The organism is Streptomyces sp. 4N124 (genome assembly GCF_052245395.1).
GTDB lineage: Bacteria > Actinomycetota > Actinomycetes > Streptomycetales > Streptomycetaceae > Streptomyces.
This window is the reverse complement of the sequence record NZ_JBQQBS010000029.1, coordinates 73,381-93,749: the sequence shown is the minus strand read 5'-3', so window position 1 is coordinate 93,749 and position 20,369 is coordinate 73,381. Positions and strand designations below refer to the sequence as shown.

Genomic DNA, 20,369 nt, shown 5'->3' with positions numbered 1-20,369 from the left:
TCAGGTCGGGACGACGAGTTCCGCGAGCTTCAGGAACGCGTGTGCGGTCGCGGGGCGCAGCTTGGCCAGGCTCTGGAAGCCGTAGTACCGCAGATTCGTGTCGTACGGGATGTGGGCCACCTGCGACGGGCTGATCCGCAGGCGTTCGGCCAGGTCGGAGGAGGGGGTGGGGCGTCGGCCGTCCATGTCGGTGACGACCACCAGCACGTTGTCGGCGAGGTCGGCGTGCGGGGAGTCGCGCAACCCGGCCAGCATGTTCTCCGCGATCCGGACGTCCCACGGTGAGGGGCCGCAGCACAGCAGCAGCCGGTCCGTCAGATCCAGTACCACCTCGGCGGAGCGGTCCGGCCAGGGCCCGTCCCAGTCGGTGAGCACGAACGCGTAGTAGGGCGCCGTCTGTTCCAGCACCCGCGCGTATTCCTGCGGGTGTGCGGGATTGGGCCCGGACCTGCCTTCGTGGTGCGCGGCCACCTCCAGGCCGGAGTCGAGGCGGACGGTGCGGTGGCGGATGTTCGGGTACGAGGCATCGCCCGGCAGCCGCGCGAGATCGCGCAGCGTGCCCGGGTCGCCGTACTCCAGGAAGCTGTGGAGCGCCCCCGTGGTCGGTGCCCCGTCCAGGGCGAGCGCGGGCTCGCCGCGGACCGCGGCGAGGAGTGAGCCGAGGGTGATCGTCGTGGTGGCGCGTCCGCAGCGTGCGTGGACGGAGAGCAGGGTCAGCCGCACGCCGTGACGCAGGGGCACACGCAGCCGTTGCGCGCGTTCCTCGCTCTCCCGCCGGGCGGAGCCGAAGCGGGGCAGCCGCAGGGGGAGTTCGTCCGGGGTCCAGCTGTTGAGGATCAGCTTCAGGGGCGCCCGCTCCGTGGGAGGGGCCGGGGGTGGGGGCGGCAGTGGGGCGTCCTGCTTGGCCCGCTTCTGGTCGATGTAGCGGGCCAGCACGTCCGCCACCTCGCCCGCCGCCGGGCGCTCGAAGGGATCGTCGTCGAGGCAGCGCAGGACCAGGTGCCGTAGCTGCCCCCAGGTGTCTCCCTGCCACAGGTGCATGCCCTCCGGCAGGCCGGGCAGGTGCACGCCGGCCTTGCTGCTGATCAGTTGCAGCAGCTCGCCCAGCGCGCGCACGCTGTCCGCCTTCGTCGGCACCGGGCCCGTGCCCGCGTAGCGGCCGTCGATGGCGCAGTCCGACAGATCGGCGAGCACCACCGAGCGGCGCAGCACGATCACGCTGTCGGCGCCGAGGTCCGCGGGCACGATGTCGTTGGTGTGGCACACGCTGAGGGCGCTCGCCAGATGCCAGGCGACGAGCAGCCCGGCGAGCACGTCGAAGGGTGCGGTGCCGTCCGCGACGGACCGCTCGACCAGGTCCGCGAGGCGCGGCGGCTGCCGGGCGGGCGCGTCGGCGTCGGCGACCGGAGTCATCGCCAGCCAGGGCGGGTTGTCGTCGAGTCCGGTACTGAGCAGGCTGGGCGCGTACCGTCCGTGCAGCCGCGCCAGCACCTTGGCCTCGACCTCCAGCAACCGGGCGTTCGCGGCGGGCAGATCGGGCCGCGGGGTGCGCAGGACCGCCCATCGGCCGTGCTCGTCGACGGCCCGGTAGGCCACGGTCCGCCGCCCGCGGCGCCGCCCGCGCAGCTCGTACGGGCCGAGGCGGCGCGGGTCGGTGTCGGTGAGCGGGCTCCAGTCGTCGTCGGTGGGTGGCTGCGGGTCGGGCGGTGTCGGTCCGCCGGTCCTCCGTCCCACCGGCACCCCGAACCGCTCCAGCAGCCGTCGCTCCACGCTGGTGAACGGCCGGTGCGAGACGGGGAGTTCGGCGGAGCCGTCCGGGTGGGCGAGCCAGGCCGGGAAGTCGGGGGAGTTGCCCGCCAGTTGCTCCAGGTGGCGGCCGATGCTGCGGCTGGTGCTGAGGAGTTCGGCCTGCGGCACGGCGTCAAGCAGCACCGACTTGGCGTCCTCGCTGAAGTCGAAGACCCGGTGCTTGGCGGGCAGCGGGCCCGGCACCGGTGCCGGATGCGGCCGGACCAGGCCGCCCAGGAACACCTCCGCGAGATGCGAGGTCCGGGCCGGCCACGGCACCGCCGTCTGCACCAGCCGCATCACCGGCACCGACAGTGGTGACACGGCGGCGAGATGGGCGGCGAGCCGGTACGCCTCCGGGGTGGCCGCGTCCCGGAAGTGCTGCGCGCTGTGCAGATCGCCGGCGGCGGTGACGGCGGCGTACGGGCTGGGCCGGGACAGCAGCGGCAGCTCCATGGTCGTGCCCGGCGAGGCGAGCAGCCGCGCCCAGTCGCCGAGCGCGCGGGCGGTGGGCTCCAGGACCGGTACCGGTACGCCCTCGAAGCGGGCGAGGCCGGGCAGGACCGGGTCGGCGATCTGCCAGGAGGTGTTGGCGCCGCCGATGTGCCGGGTCGTGGCCTGCCAGCGCTCGGCGCGGACGCCGGACGCCTCCCACATGTCGGGCGGCAGGGTGTGCAGCAGGGCGACGGGACCGCGGTCGGCCCACGTCCGCAGCAGCTCGTACAGCGCGGGGTGACGCCAGGCCGCGCCCATGCCGTCGCTGACGACGAGGACGAGGGTGCGGCCCGTCGGGTCGTTGACCGTGGTCGTCGGCAGGGGCGTGCTGCGCTGCTCGAACGGCCGGGCGTGCAGCCGGGGTTCGCGAGCGGAGCGGGTGTCCAGGCCGAGGACGCGGGTGGTCGCGAAGGCGCCGAGGCGTTCCAGCAGGACGCGCAGTTCGGCGCCGAGTCGGTGCCACAGCAGCATCGACAGGCCGTCGTCGACGAGGAGTACGAGGTGCAGCCAGCGTTCCTGCACGGGCCGCTGCACCACGTCCGGCAGCCGGGTCTCGGCGAGCTCGGACGCGGTGCGCTCCTCGTCGATCTCCCGCCTGTGCCGGCTGGCGTGCCGGCGGCGCAACGGCCGTAGCGCGCGGCCGAGTTCCAGCTCGTTGCCCAGCGCCTTGCTCTCCGGGACGCGCACCGGCATCGCCGATCGCGGCCGGGGCTCGGGTCGCCGCTCGGGGGGCGGGATCCGCGTCGGCGCGGAGCGGGCCGACGCGTACAGCGAGGGGGCGGTGAGGTCGGGCAGGTCGTCACCCTCCGGACGCGGCGTGGGCGTCGGCGGCGTCTCGGCGTCCGGCTCGGTGGCGGAGGATTCGGGCGGGCCGGGCCGGGGGACGTGCAGATCCCGGGTGAGCGGGGCGACCTCCCCCGCGGGCAGCCGACGGGCCAGCCAGAGCACGTCGAGGACCTGATCGGCGTCCAGATCATGACCGCACGCGCGAAGCACCCGCAACACCTCGCCGAGCCGCTCACCTCCGGCCATGGTCACCGCGCCCTCAGTCCACACGGGGCGGCGCCGGGGCCGGCTTCCTCGGCCACCTCACCGCTCCCCGGAAGGCCCATGGCGGCGTCGAATCCGACCCCCTCGGTACGAGCCTTCTCGCCGGCGCTACGAGGCTGTCCCTCGGCCATCTCACCGCTTCCCGGAGGGCTGATGGCGACGGCGTCGAATCCGACCCCCTCGGTACGAGCCTTCTCGCCGGCGCTACGAGGCTGTCCCCCGGCCATCTCACAGCGCCCCGGTGAGCTGGTGCAGTACCGCGTCGAGCAGGCCCTCCGCGTCGAGGTCGACCCCGCCGGCCCGCAGGAAGACGGCGTTGAGGAGTTGGTCGGTGGCCAGTTCGCGGGGGGCGCGGCGGCGCAGGAATGCCTCCAGGAGGTCGTCGGCCTCGCGCAGCGCTTCCTCGCCGAGGTGCGCGGCGACGATCGCGCGCAGCCGCTCCTCGTCGGGCACGGGCAGGTCGAGGCGGATACAGCGGCGCAGGAACGCGGGCGGGAAGTCGCGCTCGCCGTTGCTGGTGATGACGACGACCGGGAACTCCTCGCACTGGATCCGGCCCTTGTGCACAGCGACCGTGCCCTGGTGGTCGGCGGTCTGCACCTCCACCTCGGTGACGTCCTCGGGCAGCCGGGTCAGCTCGGGTATCTCGAAGACGCCCTCCTCGAAGACCGTCAGCAGATCGTTGGGCAGGTCCACATCGCCCTTGTCCATCTCGTCGATCAGCAGCGCACGCGGCGTGGGACTCGGCACCAGCGCCGTGCCGAGCGGCCCCAGCCGGATGAACGTGCCGATGGACGGCTCGTGTTCGTCCCGGTCACGGCTGAGCGTGGTCTCGCGCAGCCGGCCGATCGCGTCGTACTGGTAGAGCGCCTCCCGCACGGTGGAGCGGCTGTTGATCGGCCAGCGCAGCAGGGCGCCGAGGCTCAGCTCATGAGCGACGGCCCGCGCCAGCGAGGACTTGCCGGTGCCGGCGGGGCCGGTGACCAGCAGCGGGCGACGCAGATGCAGCGCGGCGTTGACGACGTCCGCATGCTTGGGCTCGATCAGATAGGGCAGCTCCGGCCGGCCGCCCGCGCCGGGAGCGAAGCGGCGCCACGGCGGGGCCTGCGGAAGGGCGACGGCACGGGGCACGCCGTCGCCGCGGAAGAGGCGCCAGTCGGCCTCGGCAGCGGGAGTCATGCGCTCTCCTGGGGTTCGGTCAGGTGCAGTCGGGGCACGGTACGGTCGGCGTCGGCCCAGGCGAGGACGGGTCGCCCGGGGTATTCCCGCGGGTGGAGCACGGTGTTGGCGCGGTAGGAGCGGACCTTGTCGGGCAGCTCCCGGGTGGCGGCCTCGGCCAGCCGCTCGACGGCGTGCGAGTCCGTGTCCCGGGCGCGGTCCCACACCACCACCGGTATGCCCATGGCGAGACAGATCTGCACGATGCGGTCCCGGTGTTCCGCGGGCACGTCGACGGAGACGCGGACCGCGTCGAGACGGTCCATCAGCTCGGCGTAGAGGGTCTTCGGGTCGAGGGACGCGCCCGAGACGACGAGGGTTGCTCCGGTGTCCAGCAGCCGCCAGCGGCGCCGCCAGTCGGGCTGGAAGCGCTCGTGCCTGCGCAGCAGATCCGGGCAGTGCACGACCAGCGGATACTCGACCCCGAGCACGCCCGGCACGATCTGGCCGGGGGCCTGCGCCTCCCATTCGTCGACGGGCAGGTTGAGGCTCTTGTCATCCACGAGGACCTCGACGAGCGGGCGTTCGGCGTCCTCGGTGGCCGGGGTGAGGGTCTCCAGGACCTGGATCAGCTCGCGGGCGGCCTCCGGAGCCGTGTACGACACGGAGGTGTCCGTCGAGACCTGGCGCGGGCCGGTGCCCTCGTCGCACCAGATCCGCAGCCGGTGCCGCCCGGGCTCCGCCGCTCTCACCTGCACCAGGACCCGTACCCGCGACCGGCTGCGGACGGCGCGGGCCCACTCCAGGCCGTCCGAGCGCCGTTCGGCGAGCGCGGAGCGGGGGATGCCGAGCCGTTTCGCCACCCCGTCCGACCAGATGCGCAGCCGCGCGCGATGCTCCTGGGCGCAGAGCGCACCGACGTACTCCAGCACCCGCAGCAGTGCGGGGACCCGGGGTTCGCCGTCCTCGGAGCGGCCGTCTCCGGGCAGGGTCTCCAGGTGGTCGATGAGCGCGTCGAGCGTGTCCCCGCCGGGGAACGCGGCGGCCAGCGGCAGTGCGGCGCGCACCGCCTCGGCGAACCGTGCGAGCACGCCCGGGTCCAGGTCGCGCAGCCGGGCGTGCAGGTGGTGGTGCTCCCGCGGGGAGAGCAGCCGCGGCACCCGGGAGAGCTGTCCGGCGGCCAGGATCCGGTCCGCCGCCTCGGGGTGGTTGTTCCGCAGCAGTCCGGACAGCACGGGTAACGCCCGCGGGTGCTGGAGGAGGAACGCCGCGAACTCCTCGACGGTCGGCGGTGTCACATCACCGCCGTGTCCGACGCCGCACTCCGTGGCCAGCCGCCTGGCCACGTCGCCGAGTTCGGACCCGGTGGGCAGCGCGTCGCCGATCGCCTCGGTGAGCAGCCCGAAGGCGGCGTCGTCGGGGCCGGCGGACGCGGGCCCGGTGAGGTCGGGGACGCCCGCGGTGCGCAGTTCGGCCTCGATGCGCTGCCAGGGGATGCCCCAGCTGCGGCGGATCAGATGCTGGGGGTCGGGCGGGACCGGCTGCCCGTTCGTGGCGTCGCGGGGCGGCATGAAGTGGGCGGCGACCAGGCCGACGACCGCCTTCTCGTGCAGGCACCACAGCGGGCCGCCGCTGTAGCCGGGCCCGACGGCCATGCCGGTGGCCTCCCCGTCGAGGTAGGCGATCGGCCCGTCGTCGGTCTTGACCTTCAGGTCGGCGAACGTGGCGTCGTGCCCGCTCGCATGCCAGGCGCGCACCTCCTGCCCGGCCCGCAGCGCGCTCCGGTGGGGCGGCGCCGGGGTGCTGCCGGGCGGTGCGTCGACCCGCAGCACGGCGAGGTCGCCGAGCCATTCGTCGGCGCTGTGGTGCACCGGGCCGCCCTCCTTGGCGCGCGGCGGGATCCAGTGGGCGACGCGCGCGGGGCAGCGCTCGTATCTGCCGTACGGCATCCGGATGGCGACGTGCAGCTCACCCGGGCCCGGTGTGCGCACCTCGAAGGGATGCCGGCCGAGCGCGTCGTTGACGACATGGGCGCAGGTCAGCACGGTGTCCGCGGCGAGCACGAGACCGGCCCCGGCCCATCGGTCCGGGCCACCGACGGACACCGAGTACGGGGCCGGATCGTGGAACGCGGGCAGCGGGGCTCGGAACCACCCCACGCTCACTCCAGGCCCGGAGCCGGCGCGGGGGCCGTGGCTCCCGTCGGGTTCCAGGTGGCCGTCACGGTGAGGTGCGCCTGCCCCTTGGCGCCGACGATGCCGAGCTTGAGATCCTGCCCGACCTGGACCCCGAGGGTCACGCTCAGCTCGGTCGGCGGCTCGGGCGCGGCCCGTACGGCGTCGTGGACTTCCTGCAGCAGCGGCCCGAGCGGCCGGAGCGCCGCCCGCAGTGTGCCCGCCGCCAGCGAAGCCACGGCCCCGCCGCCGGTGGACACCGGCACCGCCCGTCCCATGCCCTCGGGAAGTGCCCCGCCCGGCTCGGGCGGCCCCTCCTGAGAGGCGGCGGGCGCCAGCAGGAACCTGACCGGTGTGCCGTCGTCGAACTGCAACTCCGCTGAGGTGGACATGGTCACATTGTGACCGACAGCGGGGACCATGACAGGAGCACGTGTCATCAACTCCGCTGAGAATCAGGATCGTTGGCGGGAGTTCGTCAGTCCCGTAGCCGCTTCTCGAACCAGTGGTTGGCGTAGACGTGGTCGACGTACGCCGGGATCTCCCGGTATCCGCACGCCCGGTACATCGCCTGCGCCTCCGTGAGCACCGCGTGCGTGTCCAGTCGTACGACGTCGAAGGCGCGGCGTCGGCCCTCCCGCTCCAGGGCATCGAGGATCCGGCGGGCGAGCCCCAGGCGCCGGGCGTCCGGGTGTACCCACACATGCCGGATCTCGCCGACGCCGTCTTCCAGCCGTCGTAGCGCCCCGCACCCCACCGGCCTGTCCTCCTCGTACGCCACGAAGAACGCCCCGGCGTCCCCGGACACCTCCTCGGGCCGTACGAGGTCGGACTTGTCGAACCCTTCCGGGAAGCGGTCGTCGATGTCGGCGGCGTAGGCGTCGAGGCAGGCCCGGGCGTCCTGGGAGGCGCCGTCGACGAGGTCGACGGTGATGGCGGCCAGGCGCAGCAGGCGGCGGGTGGTGGTCATCGCCTCCGTGAGGTCGGCGCGCTGCCGGTCGGTGAGGCCGCCGAGGAGGTGGGCCACGAGGGCGTTGGCCCGGCGCTGCTGTTCCTTCAGCTCCACGTGCCCGGCCGGGGTCAGCTCGACCATCCGCAGCCGGTTGTCGTCGGGGTGCACCGCGATACGGACCATGCCCTGCGCCTCCAGGGCCTTCGCCATCCGGCTCAGGTACCCGGCGTCCAGGCCGAGCCGGCTCCTCAGCTCCCGCAGGGACACCCCGGCCGCGCTCTCGGAGATCTCGAACAGCAGCCGGGCCTCGCCGAGCGGACGGTCCTGGCCCAGGTAGTGGTCGTCGAGCGCGCCGATACGGCGCGTGAAGTAGCGGTTGAACCGGCGGAAGGCCGTCACGTGCTCCGTCGAGACTGGCTCAATACTGACTGGCTCCATACTTCTTTGACTTTAGTCAAAGGATGCGGGCGCGTCCACCGCGAACCGGTGACCGCGTCGGCCTCTCGACATTCCGGTTCCCCTGGTCCCACCTGCCCCTCTATGCTGATGGTTCGTCAATAACACTGCGAGTAAAGGCGTTTACACGCATCGGGGGAGCAGCGTGAGCACCGCACACGTGCCTCAGCAACCGCAGCCGACACCGGCCGGCGCACCACCATCGGCACCCGCACCGCCCCACCCGCCCACACCGCCGCACGCCAGCGAGGCGACCCGGCTGCTGTGCGCGGGCGCCTATCTGGATTCCGGTTACCGGGACCGGGTCATCGAGCAGCTGCACCTCCACGAGCAGCGGATCGTGGCCCCGTCGCTCGGCTTCGACGCGGCCCGGGTGCTCGCCCACGCCCTGCGCGCCCGGCGCCAGGAACTGCTGTGGGCCGGGCTGATCGTCGGCCTGTGGGTGGTGGGGCTGCCGCTGACCGGCGGACTGCTGGCCGGGTTCCTCGTCCCCAGCCTGCTGCTCGCGGTCGCCTCCTGGCTCCGCGGCAAGGACGCGCAGCCGCCGCTGTACCGACGGCTGCCCGCCTTCATGTTCCGCTGGTGGGGCCGCGTCCTCTTCGCGATGTTCCTGATCATCACCCTGGTCGCGGCGTTCGGCGGCGGGGACGACGAGTCGTCCTCCTACTACGGCTCCTCCTACGACGACGTGTACTACTCCAGCGACTCCTCCGGCTGGACCGACCTGCTGGCCCCGGACTTCTCCGACGCCGGCGGCATCCTGGAGCCCTGGCAGGCCTGGCTCACGCTCGGCTTGTTCGCGCTGATCGCGCTGTGCGTGGCCGGTCAGCGCGGCCAGTTCGCCAAGGTGCTGGCCGCCGAGCTGTCCCCGCAGCGCTTCCCGGACGCGGCCGGCGACCCCGCCGAGCCTGCCGAGGGGCAGCGCTTCCAGCGGCTCAAGGAGCGCATCCGTGTCGAACAGCACGCGCCGCTGATCATGTACCACGAGAAGCGGCCGTTCTGCGGGGCCGGACTCGCCTACCAGACGTGGGTGCTCGCCGTCGAACTGCGCCCTGACGCCACGAAGGGCGAGCAACTGCCGCTCAGCAACCGCACCGTCCTGGAGAAGATCCGCCCACTGCTCGAACAGCTGCGGCTGCCCTCCGAGTTCGCCGGCCACACGGTCCGCGACCGGCTGCGCTGGCTGGAGATCGACGAGTGCGTGTTCCTGCCGGCCGAGGGGCTCGGGCGGCGCGAGGACGCGCCGTACAACGTGCCCGCCTTCGAGGAGCACCGGGCGCGGGCCGTCGAGGAAGGGGCCGAGAAGCGGCGGCACTTCCTGCGCATCCGGGTCGGCGGCTGGGAGGAGGAGCTGGTCGTCACGGTCTTCGTGCGCATCCACACCCAGGGCCGCATGCTCATGCTGGAGATCGCCCCGCATGTGCTGCTGCCGGTGCGCGCGGACTTCAAGGACGCCGACCGCACGGCGCACACCTTCCGGCACAACAACGCGCTCGGCAAGGCGGCATGGGCGGTGGCCCGGGTACCCGGTTCCGCGGCCCGCTCGCTGGCGACGCTGGGCAGGGGCCTGGTGTACGCGTGGAAGCTGCTCACCGGCGGACACTCGGGCGCGCTGCCCGACGGTCCGGCCCTGTCGGTGCGCGAGCTGGGCCAGGCGTCCGAGGGCTCGCTCTTCCAGGAGATGGACGTCTCCCGCTACCTCAAGAGCGTGCAGGACCGTGTCGCCCACGGCGTGCTGACCGCGCTGGCTGAATCCGGTTACCAGACCGGGGAGTTCGTCCAGAAGATCGTGAACATCAGCAATGGGGGCGTGAACATCGAGGGCGGCTTCCATGGGGGCACGTTCGCTGTGGGCGACAACGCCAGGGCGTCGTCCTCCACGTTCACTTCTTCCTCTCCCTCCCCTTTCTCCTCTCCTTCCTCTTCTTCCTCTACGACAACCGGCGGCGTCGCGCCGCAGAAGGGCACCGGCAGCGATGGCAACGGATGAGCCGAGCGTCAACATCAGTGGCGGGGTCCACGGCGGCACCTTCGCCATCGGCAATCAGGCGCACGCCGAGAGCCACCACCACGCTGCGGCCGCGCCCCGTGACCAGGCCGCCGAGGAACTGCTGAAGGCCGTGCGGGAACTGCGTGCCGACCTCACCCGGGTGCGCGCGAGCGACGAGACGGCCGCACTGGCCGCCGCGCTCGCCGAGACGGAGGAGGAGATCGTCACCACCGGCCAGGCCGGTCCGACCCGCCTCGAACGCCTGCGGCAGCTGCTCAACGACTCCCAGGCACTGGTCGGTCTCATCGCCTCCGCCGGGGCCGTGGCCGGTCTGCTGGGGATGGGGTGAAGGGGACGCCATGAGCGGGGGAGCGCGGTACTGGAACGAGGAGACGCAGCGCTGGGAGGACGGCGACGGCAGCGGTACCCCGGCGACACCCGTTACGCCTCCACCGGCTCGCCCGGGGTTCGCGCCGGAGTGGCCGCCGTTGGGCCCGGCATCCGCTGGACCCCCCTCCGGCTCGCCGCCCGCCCCGCCGGTCTCCACCCCCGATGCCCCGTCCGCCCCGCCACCCCTACCCCCGGTCGGCTGGCCCGCAGCAGGTGAGGGGAGTGCCTGGCACGGGCAGGGGGCCGCCGAGGGTGCGGCGGGGGCGTGGTCCGTGCCCGAGCACGTGGGCGAAGGCGCGGGAGCGGTGCCGTCGGGTGAGTGGCCGGGTGGGGCGACGGTCACGTCCTGGCCCGCCGTCGACCCTCAGCCCGCCCCGCCCGCTCCCGCCGGCGGGATGAGCCGTCGGCTCGTGTGGTCCGTGGTGGTGGGGGCTGCCGTCGTCGGGGTCGCCGTAAGCCTTGTGCTGACGTTGGTGGTCGGGGGTGGGGACGAGAGGGACGCGCCGTCGGCTGCCACGAGCCCGTCCGCGGAGGCGGAGGCGGAGGCCGGTGGGTCGCAGCCGAGCGATCCGTACGCGTCGTCGCCGGAGCCGTCGTTCACCGAGGAGACGGCGTCGCCGTCCCCCTCGGTCCCTGAACTCCCCGTCGGGTACGAGCTGTACGAGGACGAGGAGGGCTTCCGGATAGCGAGGCCCGCCGGGTGGACGCGCAGCTCGGTGGACTCGCAGTACGGCATGGCGGTCGTCAACTACCGCAGTGCGGACGGCGAACGCCGGCTGCAGGTGTACCAGGTGGCGGAGGGGTCACCGGAGGAGTCCTTCGAGCTGTTCCTGTCCGACGAGACCCCGAAGGCGCCCGGCTTCAAGGAACTGGACCTCCAGACCCTCGACGACGGCGAGTTCACGGGCTCCCGGCTGGAGTATCTGGCCGACTCCATCAGGGGCGAGCCCGATGTCGGCCCCTGGCACGTCTACGACGAGCGTTTCGTCGCCGAGGACGGCAACATCTACGCGATCGCCGCGTACGGCCTCGACTCGGACGGCCGCGAGGACGAACTCCAGCTCCTGACCACCGCGTTGGAAGGGTTCTGCCCGCCCTACGCCTGTGAAGCGGCGTCGATCGACTGAGGCGACCGAGAGGACTGAAGGGACCGAGTCACAAGCTCTGCAGCTCCTCCTGGAGCTTGCCGATGTCGACCGTCTCGTCCGGTGACGGTGTCTTCGACGGGACCGGCTTGCCGTAGTCCGTGAAGGCCAGGGTCGTGTCCGCACCGTCGCCCTGCTGTGTGGCCTCGACCAGTCGGTGCGGGGAGTCGGCGGTGACGTAGAGGGTGGCCCGCATGCCGTCCTCCTCGCCCTGGAGCGGGATCACCTTGGTGCCGTCGCGGGTCGTCTCCTCGCCCTTCGTCAGGGAGACGGCGTCGGCCGTGGAGCCGGAATCCGTGCCGATGTCCTTCTGGAAGTTGTTCAGGTCGCAGGTGCCGGCCATGCCCTTGAGCAGGGCGTCGTCGGTGGAGCCGTGGATGTAGCGGTTCTTGAAGAGTTCGGCGACCGCGTCGCCCTGGCTGCCGGGCACCTGCGCCTTCCAGAACGCGGTGTCGGGCTTCATCCACACCTCGTCGCCCTGCTTGACGATCTCGACACTGCCGCCGCCCTTGCCCATCCGCATCGTGCCGACGCAGTTGCCCTCGCGGTCGAGGGACAGGTCCATCGAGGTCGGCTGCGTCTTGCTGGCGCTCGCCTCCTTGCCGCGGTCCGTCAGTTTCAGATGGACGGACTTCGCGTCGAGGAGGTTGTCCTTCGCCTGCTCGGCGAGTTGCTGTGCGGTGAGGTCGTCGCCGTCCGACGCCACGGCCGTCGAAGCCACGGCGGGGGAGAGGACCAGGGCCGCGCTCGCCGCCACGCAGGTCAGCGTCCTCCTGGCCATGGCGTCACCTCCGGGTCCGCTACCACCCCAGGCTACGTTTCGCCCTATTTGCCCGCATGTTCAGTGACGCGGCCCACTTTCGGCCACGAATTGCGCATGCATCAGCGGGGCCGGGGGCATGCGCTCACGGTCCCCGAGGGTGACACGTATGTGACTCAGGGGCACTGAACAGGAACGGAAGGCTATACCGATCATGGCAAGGCAGCAGGCGCAACGGACGATCCATGTCGACGGCCAGTGGCTGGAAGCGGTCTCCGGTGCCACCCGAGAGATCCTCGACCCGGCAGACGCTCTGCCCTTCGCCGTGGTCGCGGAGGGTGACGAGAAGGACACCGATCTGGCGGTCGCCGCGGCCCGCCGCGCCTTCGACGAGGGCGACTGGCCGAACACCCCCGTCGCCGAGCGCGCCGCGCTGCTGCGCCGCGTCGCCGACCTCCTCGTCCGCGACCGCGAGCCGCTCGGGCTCCTGGAGAGCCGTGACGCGGGCAAGACCGTCGAAGAGGGCCGGATCGACATCGACTGCGTCGCCGACGCCTTCCGCTACTTCGCCGAGCTGGTGGCGGCGGAGGGCGCGGGCCGGGTGGTCGACGCGGGCTCGCCCGACATCCACAGCGTCGTGGTGCACGAGCCGGTCGGCGTCTGCGCGCTGATCACGCCCTGGAACTACCCCCTGCTGCAGGCCAGCTGGAAGATCGCCCCGGCACTCGCGGCCGGCAACACCTTCGTGATCAAGCCGAGCGAGATCACGCCGCTGACGACGATCGCCGTGATCGACCTGCTCGCGGAGGCCGGTCTGCCCGCCGGAGTCGCGAACATCGTCACCGGACCCGGCCATTCGGTCGGCGCGCGCCTCGCCGAGCACCCCGACGTCGACCTCGTCTCCTTCACCGGAGGCCTGATCAGCGGCACGAAGGTCGCCCAGGCCGCCGCCGTGACCGTCAAGAAGGTCGCCCTCGAACTCGGCGGCAAGAACCCCAACGTCGTCTTCGCCGACGCCTGCGCCACCGACGAGGACTTCGACACGGCCGTCGACCAGGCCCTCAACGCGGCGTTCATCCACAGCGGTCAGGTGTGCTCCGCGGGCGCCCGGCTCATCGTCGAGGAGTCGGTCCGCGAGCGCTTCGTCGCCGAACTCGCCCGCCGGGCCTCGAAGATCCGCCTCGGCCGCGGCACCGAGGACGGCGTGGAGTGCGGCCCGCTGGTCTCCGAGCAGCAGCGCGCGAAGACCGAGTCGTACGTCGCCTCCGCGCTGGAAGAGGGCGCGGTGCTGCGCTCCGGCGGCAAGCGCCCCGAGCCGAGCGCGGAACGCCCGGCCGCCGGCTACTTCTACGAGCCGACGGTGCTCGACCAGTGCCACCGCGAGATGAAGGTCGTACGCGAAGAGGTCTTCGGGCCGGTCCTCACCGTCGAGACGTTCCGCACGGAGGACGAGGCGGTCGCCCTCGCCAACGACACCGAGTACGGGCTCGCGGGTGCCGTCTGGACCACCGACGCGGGACGGGCCCGCCGGGTCGCCGCGCGGCTGCGGCACGGCACGGTCTGGATCAACGACTTCCACCCCTACCTGCCGCAGGCGGAGTGGGGCGGGTTCGGCAAGAGCGGGGTGGGGCGAGAGCTCGGTCCGGCCGGACTTGCGGAGTACCGCGAGAGCAAGCATGTGTACCAGAACCTGGCGCCGAAGCCGGTGCGTTGGTTCGCCGGATGACACGACTGTGAGTGCCGCGATGTGTCGTCGGTCGACCGCGGCGCCGTCGTGGCTGGTCGCGCAGTTCCCCGCGCCCCTGTGGGGCGCGTCCAGTCACGCCCCTTGATCCCTTTTGGAGTAGCTGTCCCATGTCCGAAAACCCCCACCTCTACGACTACGTCGTCATCGGCGGCGGCACCGCGGGCTCCGTCATCGCGTCCCGCCTCACCGAGAATCCGGATGTCACCGTCGCTGTCATCGAGGGCGGCCCGAGCGATGTCGGACGGGACGACGTGCTGACGCTGCGTCGTTGGATGGGTCTGCTCGGTGGTGAGCTGGACTATGACTACCCGACCACCGAGCAGCCCCGCGGCAACTCGCACATCCGGCACAGCCGCGCCCGGGTTCTCGGGGGGTGTTCGAGCCACAACACGCTCATCGCCTTCAAGCCGCTGCCGTCCGACTGGGACGAGTGGGAGGCGGCCGGTGCCCAGGGGTGGGGTGCGGTGCCGATGGAGGCGTACTACGCGCGGCTGCTGAACAACATCGTCCCGGTCGACGAGAAGGACCGGAACGCCATCGCGCGCGACTTCGTCGACGCCGCCCAGGCCGCACTCGGCGTTCCGCGCGTCGAGGGCTTCAACAAGAAGCCGTTCACCGAGGGCGTCGGCTTCTTCGACCTCGCCTACCACCCGGAGAACAACAAGCGGTCGAGCGCGTCGGTGGCGTACCTCCACCCCGTGATGGACGAGCGCCCGAACCTGACGATCCTGCTGGAGACGTGGGCGCACCGGCTGGAGCTGAACGGCACGCGGGCGGAAGGCGTGCACGTACGGGACAAGGACGGCGCGGAGTTCGTCGTACGAGCCCGCAACGAGGTCCTGCTCTGCGCCGGCGCCGTGGACTCGCCGCGCCTGCTGCTCCACTCGGGCATCGGGCCCCGCAAGGACCTGGAAGCCCTCGGTATCCCGGTCGTCCACGATCTGCCCGGCGTCGGTGAGAACCTGCTCGACCACCCCGAGTCGGTGATCGTCTGGGAGACCGACGGCCCCATCCCGGAGAACTCCGCGATGGACTCCGACGCGGGCCTGTTCGTGCGCCGCGACCCCGAACACGCGGGCCCGGACCTGATGTTCCACTTCTACCAGATCCCCTTCACGGACAACCCGGAGCGACTGGGCTACGAGCGCCCGGAGTTCGGCGTCTCGATGACCCCGAACATCCCCAAGCCGAAGTCCCGTGGCCGCCTGTACCTGACCAGCCCCGACCCCGCCGTGAAGCCCGCCCTCGACTTCCGCTACTTCACGGACGAGGACGACTACGACGGTCAGACCCTGGTCGACGGCATCCGCATCGCCCGCGAGATCGCCAAGACCGAGCCCCTCGCGGGCTGGCTCAAGCGTGAGGTGTGCCCGGGCCCGGAGATCCTCGGCGACGCGGAACTCAGCGAGTACGCCCGTAAGGTCGCGCACACCGTGTACCACCCGGCGGGCACCTGCCGTATGGGCGCGGAGACGGACGAACAGGCCGTCGTGGACCCGCAGTTGAGGATCCGTGGCCTGGACGGCATCCGGATCGCCGACGCGTCCGTGTTCCCGACGATGCCCGCCGTGAACCCGATGATCGGGGTGCTCATGGTCGGGGAGAAGGCCGTCGACCTGATCGGTGGTGGTGCGTGATGAGTACGACCCCGAACACGCCCGTCTTCTCCGTCCAGGGCCTGTGGAAGGTCTTCGGCCCGAAAGCGGACCGCGTCCCCGCCGACCCGGAACTGGCGGCCCTCGAACCCGCCGACCTCCGCGCCCGCACCGGCTGCACGGCCGCCGTCCGTGACGTCTCCTTCGACGTCCGCAAGGGCGAGGTCTTCGTCGTCATGGGCCTGTCCGGCTCCGGCAAGTCCACCCTGGTCCGCTGTCTGACCCGCCTCATCGAGCCGACGTCCGGCACGATAGCCATCGACGGCGAGGACGTCCGCGCGATGGACAAACCCCGCCTCCGCGAACTCCGCCGCCACCGCGCCGCGATGGTCTTCCAGCACTTCGGCCTCCTCCCGCACCGCACCGTCCTCGACAACGTCGCCTACGGCCTGGAGATCCAGGGCGTGGGCAAGGCGGAACGCCGCGCGCGGGCGGCTGAGGTGGTGGCCAAGGTCGGCCTGGAGGGCATGGAGCAGCGCAAGCCGAGCCAGCTGTCGGGCGGCCAGCGTCAGCGCGTGGGCCTGGCCCGGGCGCTGGCGGTAGACCCTGAAGTCCTCCTCTTCGACGAGCCGTTCAGCGCGCTCGACCCCCTCATCCGCCGCGACATGCAGGAGGAGGTGATCCGCCTCCACCGCGAGGAGGGCCGCACGATGGTCTTCATCACCCATGACCTCAGCGAGGCACTGAAGCTGGGCGACCGCATCGCCCTCATGCGCGACGGCCGCGTGGTGCAGCTGGGCACACCGGAGGAGATCGTGGGCTCTCCGGCCGACGAGTACGTGCGGGAGTTCGTACGGGATGTGCCGCGGGAACAGGTGATGACGGTGCGGACGGCGATGCGGGCCGGGGAGTGCGGGGGTCCGGATCACCCAGGCGCCATAGCCGCCGACGCCGTGGTCGCCGAAGCGATCAAGGTGGTCGCCGACCTCGGCACACCCGCTTGCGTAGTGGATGACGGCCGTTGTCGGGGCACCGTGGACGCGGACGCCCTGCTCGGCGTGGTAGCCGGCGCAGCCGCCGCCGCTGCGGGCAGTCGTGCCGCTGGGGCGGCACCCGGCCCACAGAAAGCGGCACCCGCCCAGCGCGGCCAAGCGTCCCAACCTGACGCCAGCCCTCACGCGGAGTCCGTCTGATGGCAACGATCACCGCACCGACCTCTCGCACGGCACTACCCGGCGTCCTCAAGCACCAGGCGGCGGCCAAGCTCACCCTCCTCACCCTCGCCGCAGCGATCCTCGTCCCCCTCGCCAACGCCCGCTGGGCCGGCGGCGCCTGGCCCGACGCGCTCACCGTCGACGTATCCGCGCCCCTCACCAAGACCAGCGACTGGATCATCGACAACCGGGACAGCCACCCCCTGTTCCTCTACTTCTTCGGCCACGTCAGCAACGCCGTCGTCGTCTCCGTACGCGCCGTCTACCTCCTCCTGCTGGCCGCCGGCTGGGCAGGCGTCACCGCGTTCGGCGCACTGATCGCCTGGCGAGTGGCCGGCGTGCGCCTGGCCCTCGGCACGGCCGCCGCGTTCCTCACCTGCGGCCTGCTCGGCATGTGGATCCCGACGATGCAGACCCTCGCCCTCATGGTCGTGGCGGTCCTCGCGTCGGTCGTGGTCGGCGCGCTGCTCGGTCTCGCCGCGGGCCTGTCTCCTCGTACGGACCGCGCCCTGCGCCCGGTCCTGGACACGATGCAGGTGCTGCCCGCCTTCGCGTACCTCCTCCCCGTCGTCCTGGTCTTCGGCATCGGCGTCCCGGCGGCCGTCCTCGCCACCGTCGTCTACGCCGCCCCGCCGATGGCCCGTCTCACCGCGCTCGGCCTGCGCGGCGCCGACAAGGAGGTGCTGGAGGCGGTCGAGTCGCTCGGCACCACCGCACGCCAGCGCCTGCTGACCGCCCGTATCCCGCTGGCCCGCAGGGAACTCCTCCTCGGCCTCAACCAGACGATCATGATGGCGCTGTCGATGGCGGTCATCGCGTCGGTGATCGGCGGCGGCGGTCTAGGTGACCGCGTCTACCAGGCGCTGGCCTCGGTCGACGTGGGCGTCGCGCTCGCGGCCGGGATTCCGATCGTGCTGCTCGCGGTCGTGCTGGACCGCGTGACCGGGGCGGCAGGCGAGCAGCGGGGCGGGGACGGCCCTGAGACCCGTAAGACGCTGTGGGCGTACGGGGCCGGCGCCGCCCTCGTCATCGCCCTCGCCGCCCGGTTCGCGGGCCGTGCCGACTGGCCGGACGCCTGGACGGTCGCCATCGCCGAACCGGTCAACCGGGCCGTCGACTGGATGACCGCGCACCTCTACTCCGGCGTCCCCGTCATCGGCGGCACCGCCGACTGGGCGGCGCACTTCACCACCTGGGTCCTGGACCCGGTCCGGGACGGACTGCAGTGGCTGCCGTGGTGGTCGGTGCTGCTCATCGTCGCCGCCCTGGCCTGGCTGATCGGCACCTGGCGCACCGCGCTGACCGCCGTACTCGCCATGGCCGCGATCGGCGTACTCGGTGTCTGGGACTCCTCGCTCGACACTCTCTCCCAGGTCCTCGCGGCGGTGGCCGTCACCCTCGTCCTCGGCTTCGCGACCGGCATCGCGGCGGCCCGCAGCGACCGCGTCGAGCGGCTGCTCCGTCCCGTCCTGGACGTCTTCCAGACGATGCCGCAGTTCGTGTACCTGATCCCGGTCGTCGCGCTGTTCGGCGTGGGCCGTGCCCCGGCCGTCGCCGCGGCCGTCGTCTACGCGCTTCCGGCCGTCGTCCGCATCACCGCGCAGGGCCTGCGCCAGGTCGACCCGGCCGCGCTGGAGTCCTCGAGTTCGCTCGGCGCGACGACCTGGCAGCAGCTGCGCCAGGTCCAACTCCCCCTCGCCCGCCCGGCATTGCTGCTCGCGCTCAACCAGGGCGTGGTCCTCGTCCTCGCTGTCGTCATCATCGGCGGCCTGGTCGGCGGCGGAGCCCTCGGCTACGACGTCGTGTTCGGGCTCGCGCAGGGCGACCTGGCGACCGGCCTGGTCGCGGGCGCCGCGATCGTGTGCCTCGGCCTGATGCTCGACCGGGTGACCCAGCCGACCGAACGCCGCGCGAAGAAGGGAGCGTGACATGCGACTTCGTACGACAACAGCGGTGGCCGGCGTGTCGGCACTCCTGCTGCTGACCGGCTGCGGCGCCGCCGACATGACCAAGCAGGCCTCGCCCTTCGCGGGCGCGCAGGGTGCCAAGACCGTCACCCTGTCCGTGCAGTCCTGGGTCGGCGCGCAGGCCAACGTCGCCGTCGCCCAGTACCTGCTCGAACACGAACTGGGCTACCGCGTCGACACCGTCCAGATCGACGAGGTGCCCGCCTGGGACGCGCTCAGCCAGGGCCGCGTCGACGCGCTCCTGGAGGACTGGGGCCACCCGGAGGAGGAGCAGCGCTACGTCGCCGACAAGAAGACGATCGTGAACGGCGGCGGACTCGGCGTCACCGGGCACATCGGCTGGTACGTCCCGACGTACTTCGCCAAGCAGCACCCCGACGTCACGGACTGGAAGAACCTCAACAAGTACGCCTCCCAGCTGCGCACCGCCGAGAGCGGCGGCAAGGGCCAGCTGATGGACGGCTCCCCGTCCTACGTCACCAACGACAAGGCGCTGGTCAAGAATCTGAAGCTGAACTACCAGGTGGTCTTCGCCGGTTCGGAGGCCGCGCAGATCACCCAGATCAAGCAGTTCGCCAAGGAGAAGAAGCCCTTCCTCACCTACTGGTACGCCCCCCAGTGGCTCTTCAAGAAGGTCCCCATGACCGAGGTGAAGCTCCCGGCGTACAAGGAGGGCTGTGACGCCGACCCGGAGAAGGTCGCCTGCGCCTATCCGCACACCCCGCTGCAGAAGTACCTCAACGCCGACTTCGCGAAGAACGGCGGTGAGGCGGCCCGGTTCCTGAAGAACTTCAAGTGGACCACCGAGGACCAGAACGAGGTCTCCCTGATGATCGCCGACCAGAAGCTCAGCCCGGAGGAGGCGGCGAAGAAGTGGGTGGACAGCCACGAGTCGACGTGGCGCGCGTGGCTGTCCCGGTAATTAATGCCCCGGGCGCCCTTGCGGAGGGCGCCCGGTGTCCTCACCCGTGGTCTCCCGGCGTGTAGTGCCCCGGCACCATCCGGCAGGTCACGCCGAACCGGTTCCAGGCGTTGATCACCGTGATCGCGGCGATCAGCTGCGCCAGCTCGGCCTCCTCGAACTGCTTCGCGGCCGTCTCGTAGACCTCGTCCGGCACGAAGCCGTCGGTCAGGACGGTCACGGCGTCCGTCAGCTCCAGCGCCGCCAGCTCCTTCTCCGTGTAGAAGTGCCGGGACTCCTCCCAGGCGCCCAGCTGGATGATCCGCTCGACGCTCTCGCCCGCGGCCAGCGCGTCCTTGCTGTGCATGTCGAGGCAGAGCGCGCAGCGGTTGAGCTGCGAGGCGCGCACCTTCACCAGCTCCAGGAGCCCCGGGTCGAGGCCCTTCCGGGAGGCCGCGTCGAGCCGGACCATCGCCTTGTAGACCTCGGGGGCGTGCTCGGCCCAGGCCAGCCGGGGGGTGTGCTCGGGGGCGTACTGAACGGTTTCGTGTGTGGTCATGCCCTCGACCCTAGGAGCGAAGCAGCCC

Annotated in this window: 15 protein-coding genes; 8 read left to right on the top strand and 7 right to left on the bottom strand. The window is 72.0% G+C overall.

All coding sequences use genetic code 11. The features are described 5' to 3' along the window. The 5 genes from ACTWQO_RS27230 to ACTWQO_RS27210 form a co-directional block, all read right to left on the bottom strand. Positions 1–3,315 (bottom strand): SAV_2336 N-terminal domain-related protein, encoded by a 3,315-nt coding sequence (locus ACTWQO_RS27230; protein ID WP_443240022.1) that lies wholly within the window; start codon positions 3,313–3,315, stop codon positions 1–3. Between the two features lie 246 nt (positions 3,316–3,561). Beyond that, complete coding sequence (locus ACTWQO_RS27225; RefSeq protein WP_443239995.1) at positions 3,562–4,512, bottom strand: AAA family ATPase; 951 nt, start codon at positions 4,510–4,512, stop codon at positions 3,562–3,564. Continuing rightward, positions 4,509–6,650 (bottom strand): VMAP-C domain-containing protein, encoded by a 2,142-nt coding sequence (locus ACTWQO_RS27220; RefSeq protein WP_443239994.1) that lies wholly within the window; start codon positions 6,648–6,650, stop codon positions 4,509–4,511. The genes ACTWQO_RS27225 and ACTWQO_RS27220 overlap by 4 nt, the downstream gene beginning before the upstream one ends. A 2-nt stretch (positions 6,651–6,652) precedes the next feature. Beyond that, positions 6,653–7,057, bottom strand: coding sequence for a CU044_2847 family protein (locus ACTWQO_RS27215; RefSeq protein WP_443239993.1), 405 nt, complete (start codon positions 7,055–7,057; stop codon positions 6,653–6,655). Between the two features lie 86 nt (positions 7,058–7,143). Continuing rightward, positions 7,144–8,055 (bottom strand): bifunctional helix-turn-helix transcriptional regulator/GNAT family N-acetyltransferase, encoded by a 912-nt coding sequence (locus ACTWQO_RS27210; RefSeq protein ID WP_443239992.1) that lies wholly within the window; start codon positions 8,053–8,055, stop codon positions 7,144–7,146. A gap of 163 nt (positions 8,056–8,218) precedes the next feature. Between ACTWQO_RS27210 and ACTWQO_RS27205 the strand changes: the two genes are divergently transcribed. Genes ACTWQO_RS27205 through ACTWQO_RS27195 form a run of 3 tightly spaced genes read left to right on the top strand, consistent with a single transcriptional unit; the run spans position 8,219 to position 11,580 of the window. After that, the gene (locus ACTWQO_RS27205; protein WP_443239991.1) at positions 8,219–10,063 is read left to right on the top strand and encodes a hypothetical protein; all 1,845 of its coding nucleotides are present in this window, start codon (positions 8,219–8,221) and stop codon (positions 10,061–10,063) included. Further along, positions 10,050–10,412 carry a hypothetical protein gene (locus ACTWQO_RS27200; RefSeq protein ID WP_443239990.1) on the top strand — a complete coding sequence of 121 codons (363 nt, stop codon included), beginning with the start codon at positions 10,050–10,052 and terminating at the stop codon, positions 10,410–10,412. Before ACTWQO_RS27205 ends, ACTWQO_RS27200 begins: the two co-directional genes overlap by 14 nt. 10 nt (positions 10,413–10,422) lie before the next feature. Then, positions 10,423–11,580 carry a hypothetical protein gene (locus ACTWQO_RS27195; RefSeq protein WP_443239989.1) on the top strand — a complete coding sequence of 386 codons (1,158 nt, stop codon included), beginning with the start codon at positions 10,423–10,425 and terminating at the stop codon, positions 11,578–11,580. A gap of 28 nt (positions 11,581–11,608) precedes the next feature. Here the strand turns inward: ACTWQO_RS27195 and ACTWQO_RS27190 are convergent, their stop codons facing one another. After that, on the bottom strand, positions 11,609–12,379 hold the full coding sequence (locus tag ACTWQO_RS27190) for a hypothetical protein (protein ID WP_443239988.1): 771 nt from the start codon (positions 12,377–12,379) through the stop codon (positions 11,609–11,611). Positions 12,380–12,572: 193 nt separating this feature from the next. Here ACTWQO_RS27190 and ACTWQO_RS27185 point away from each other — a divergent pair, with 193 nt between their 5' ends. From ACTWQO_RS27185 to ACTWQO_RS27165, 5 genes are all read left to right on the top strand, one after another. Then, entirely contained in the window at positions 12,573–14,084 is a 1,512-nt protein-coding gene (locus tag ACTWQO_RS27185) for an aldehyde dehydrogenase family protein (RefSeq protein ID WP_443239987.1), read from the top strand. A gap of 128 nt (positions 14,085–14,212) precedes the next feature. Beyond that, on the top strand, positions 14,213–15,742 hold the full coding sequence (locus ACTWQO_RS27180; protein ID WP_443239986.1) for a GMC family oxidoreductase: 1,530 nt from the start codon (positions 14,213–14,215) through the stop codon (positions 15,740–15,742). Then, the gene (locus tag ACTWQO_RS27175) at positions 15,742–16,893 is read left to right on the top strand and encodes a quaternary amine ABC transporter ATP-binding protein (protein WP_443239985.1); all 1,152 of its coding nucleotides are present in this window, start codon (positions 15,742–15,744) and stop codon (positions 16,891–16,893) included. The genes ACTWQO_RS27180 and ACTWQO_RS27175 overlap by 1 nt, the downstream gene beginning before the upstream one ends. Then, positions 16,893–18,842: an ABC transporter permease gene (locus ACTWQO_RS27170; RefSeq protein WP_443239984.1), complete on the top strand. Its 1,950-nt coding sequence runs from the start codon at positions 16,893–16,895 to the stop codon at positions 18,840–18,842. The genes ACTWQO_RS27175 and ACTWQO_RS27170 overlap by 1 nt, the downstream gene beginning before the upstream one ends. Before the next feature lies 1 nt (position 18,843). Next, positions 18,844–19,803, top strand: a complete 960-nt coding sequence (locus ACTWQO_RS27165) for an ABC transporter substrate-binding protein (RefSeq protein WP_443239983.1) — start codon at positions 18,844–18,846, stop codon at positions 19,801–19,803. 40 nt (positions 19,804–19,843) lie between these two features. Here the strand turns inward: ACTWQO_RS27165 and ACTWQO_RS27160 are convergent, their stop codons facing one another. Further along, positions 19,844–20,341: a carboxymuconolactone decarboxylase family protein gene (locus tag ACTWQO_RS27160; RefSeq protein WP_443239982.1), complete on the bottom strand. Its 498-nt coding sequence runs from the start codon at positions 20,339–20,341 to the stop codon at positions 19,844–19,846. Positions 20,342–20,369: the final 28 nt, after the last annotated feature.

Excerpts from the sequence above, each read along its gene's own strand:
- ACTWQO_RS27230 (WP_443240022.1), bottom strand. The coding sequence starts at position 3,315 with ATGGCCGGAGGTGAGCGGCTCGGCGAGGTGTTGCGGGTGCTTCGCGCG.
- ACTWQO_RS27225 (WP_443239995.1), bottom strand. The coding sequence starts at position 4,512 with ATGACTCCCGCTGCCGAGGCCGACTGGCGCCTCTTCCGCGGCGACGGC.
- ACTWQO_RS27215 (WP_443239993.1), bottom strand. The coding sequence starts at position 7,057 with ATGTCCACCTCAGCGGAGTTGCAGTTCGACGACGGCACACCGGTCAGG.
- ACTWQO_RS27210 (WP_443239992.1), bottom strand. The coding sequence starts at position 8,055 with ATGGAGCCAGTCAGTATTGAGCCAGTCTCGACGGAGCACGTGACGGCC.
- ACTWQO_RS27200 (WP_443239990.1), top strand. The coding sequence starts at position 10,050 with ATGGCAACGGATGAGCCGAGCGTCAACATCAGTGGCGGGGTCCACGGC.
- ACTWQO_RS27195 (WP_443239989.1), top strand. The coding sequence starts at position 10,423 with ATGAGCGGGGGAGCGCGGTACTGGAACGAGGAGACGCAGCGCTGGGAG.
- ACTWQO_RS27190 (WP_443239988.1), bottom strand. The coding sequence starts at position 12,379 with ATGGCCAGGAGGACGCTGACCTGCGTGGCGGCGAGCGCGGCCCTGGTC.
- ACTWQO_RS27185 (WP_443239987.1), top strand. The coding sequence starts at position 12,573 with ATGGCAAGGCAGCAGGCGCAACGGACGATCCATGTCGACGGCCAGTGG.
- ACTWQO_RS27180 (WP_443239986.1), top strand. The coding sequence starts at position 14,213 with ATGTCCGAAAACCCCCACCTCTACGACTACGTCGTCATCGGCGGCGGC.
- ACTWQO_RS27175 (WP_443239985.1), top strand. The coding sequence starts at position 15,742 with ATGAGTACGACCCCGAACACGCCCGTCTTCTCCGTCCAGGGCCTGTGG.
- ACTWQO_RS27170 (WP_443239984.1), top strand. The coding sequence starts at position 16,893 with ATGGCAACGATCACCGCACCGACCTCTCGCACGGCACTACCCGGCGTC.
- ACTWQO_RS27165 (WP_443239983.1), top strand. The coding sequence starts at position 18,844 with ATGCGACTTCGTACGACAACAGCGGTGGCCGGCGTGTCGGCACTCCTG.
- ACTWQO_RS27160 (WP_443239982.1), bottom strand. The coding sequence starts at position 20,341 with ATGACCACACACGAAACCGTTCAGTACGCCCCCGAGCACACCCCCCGG.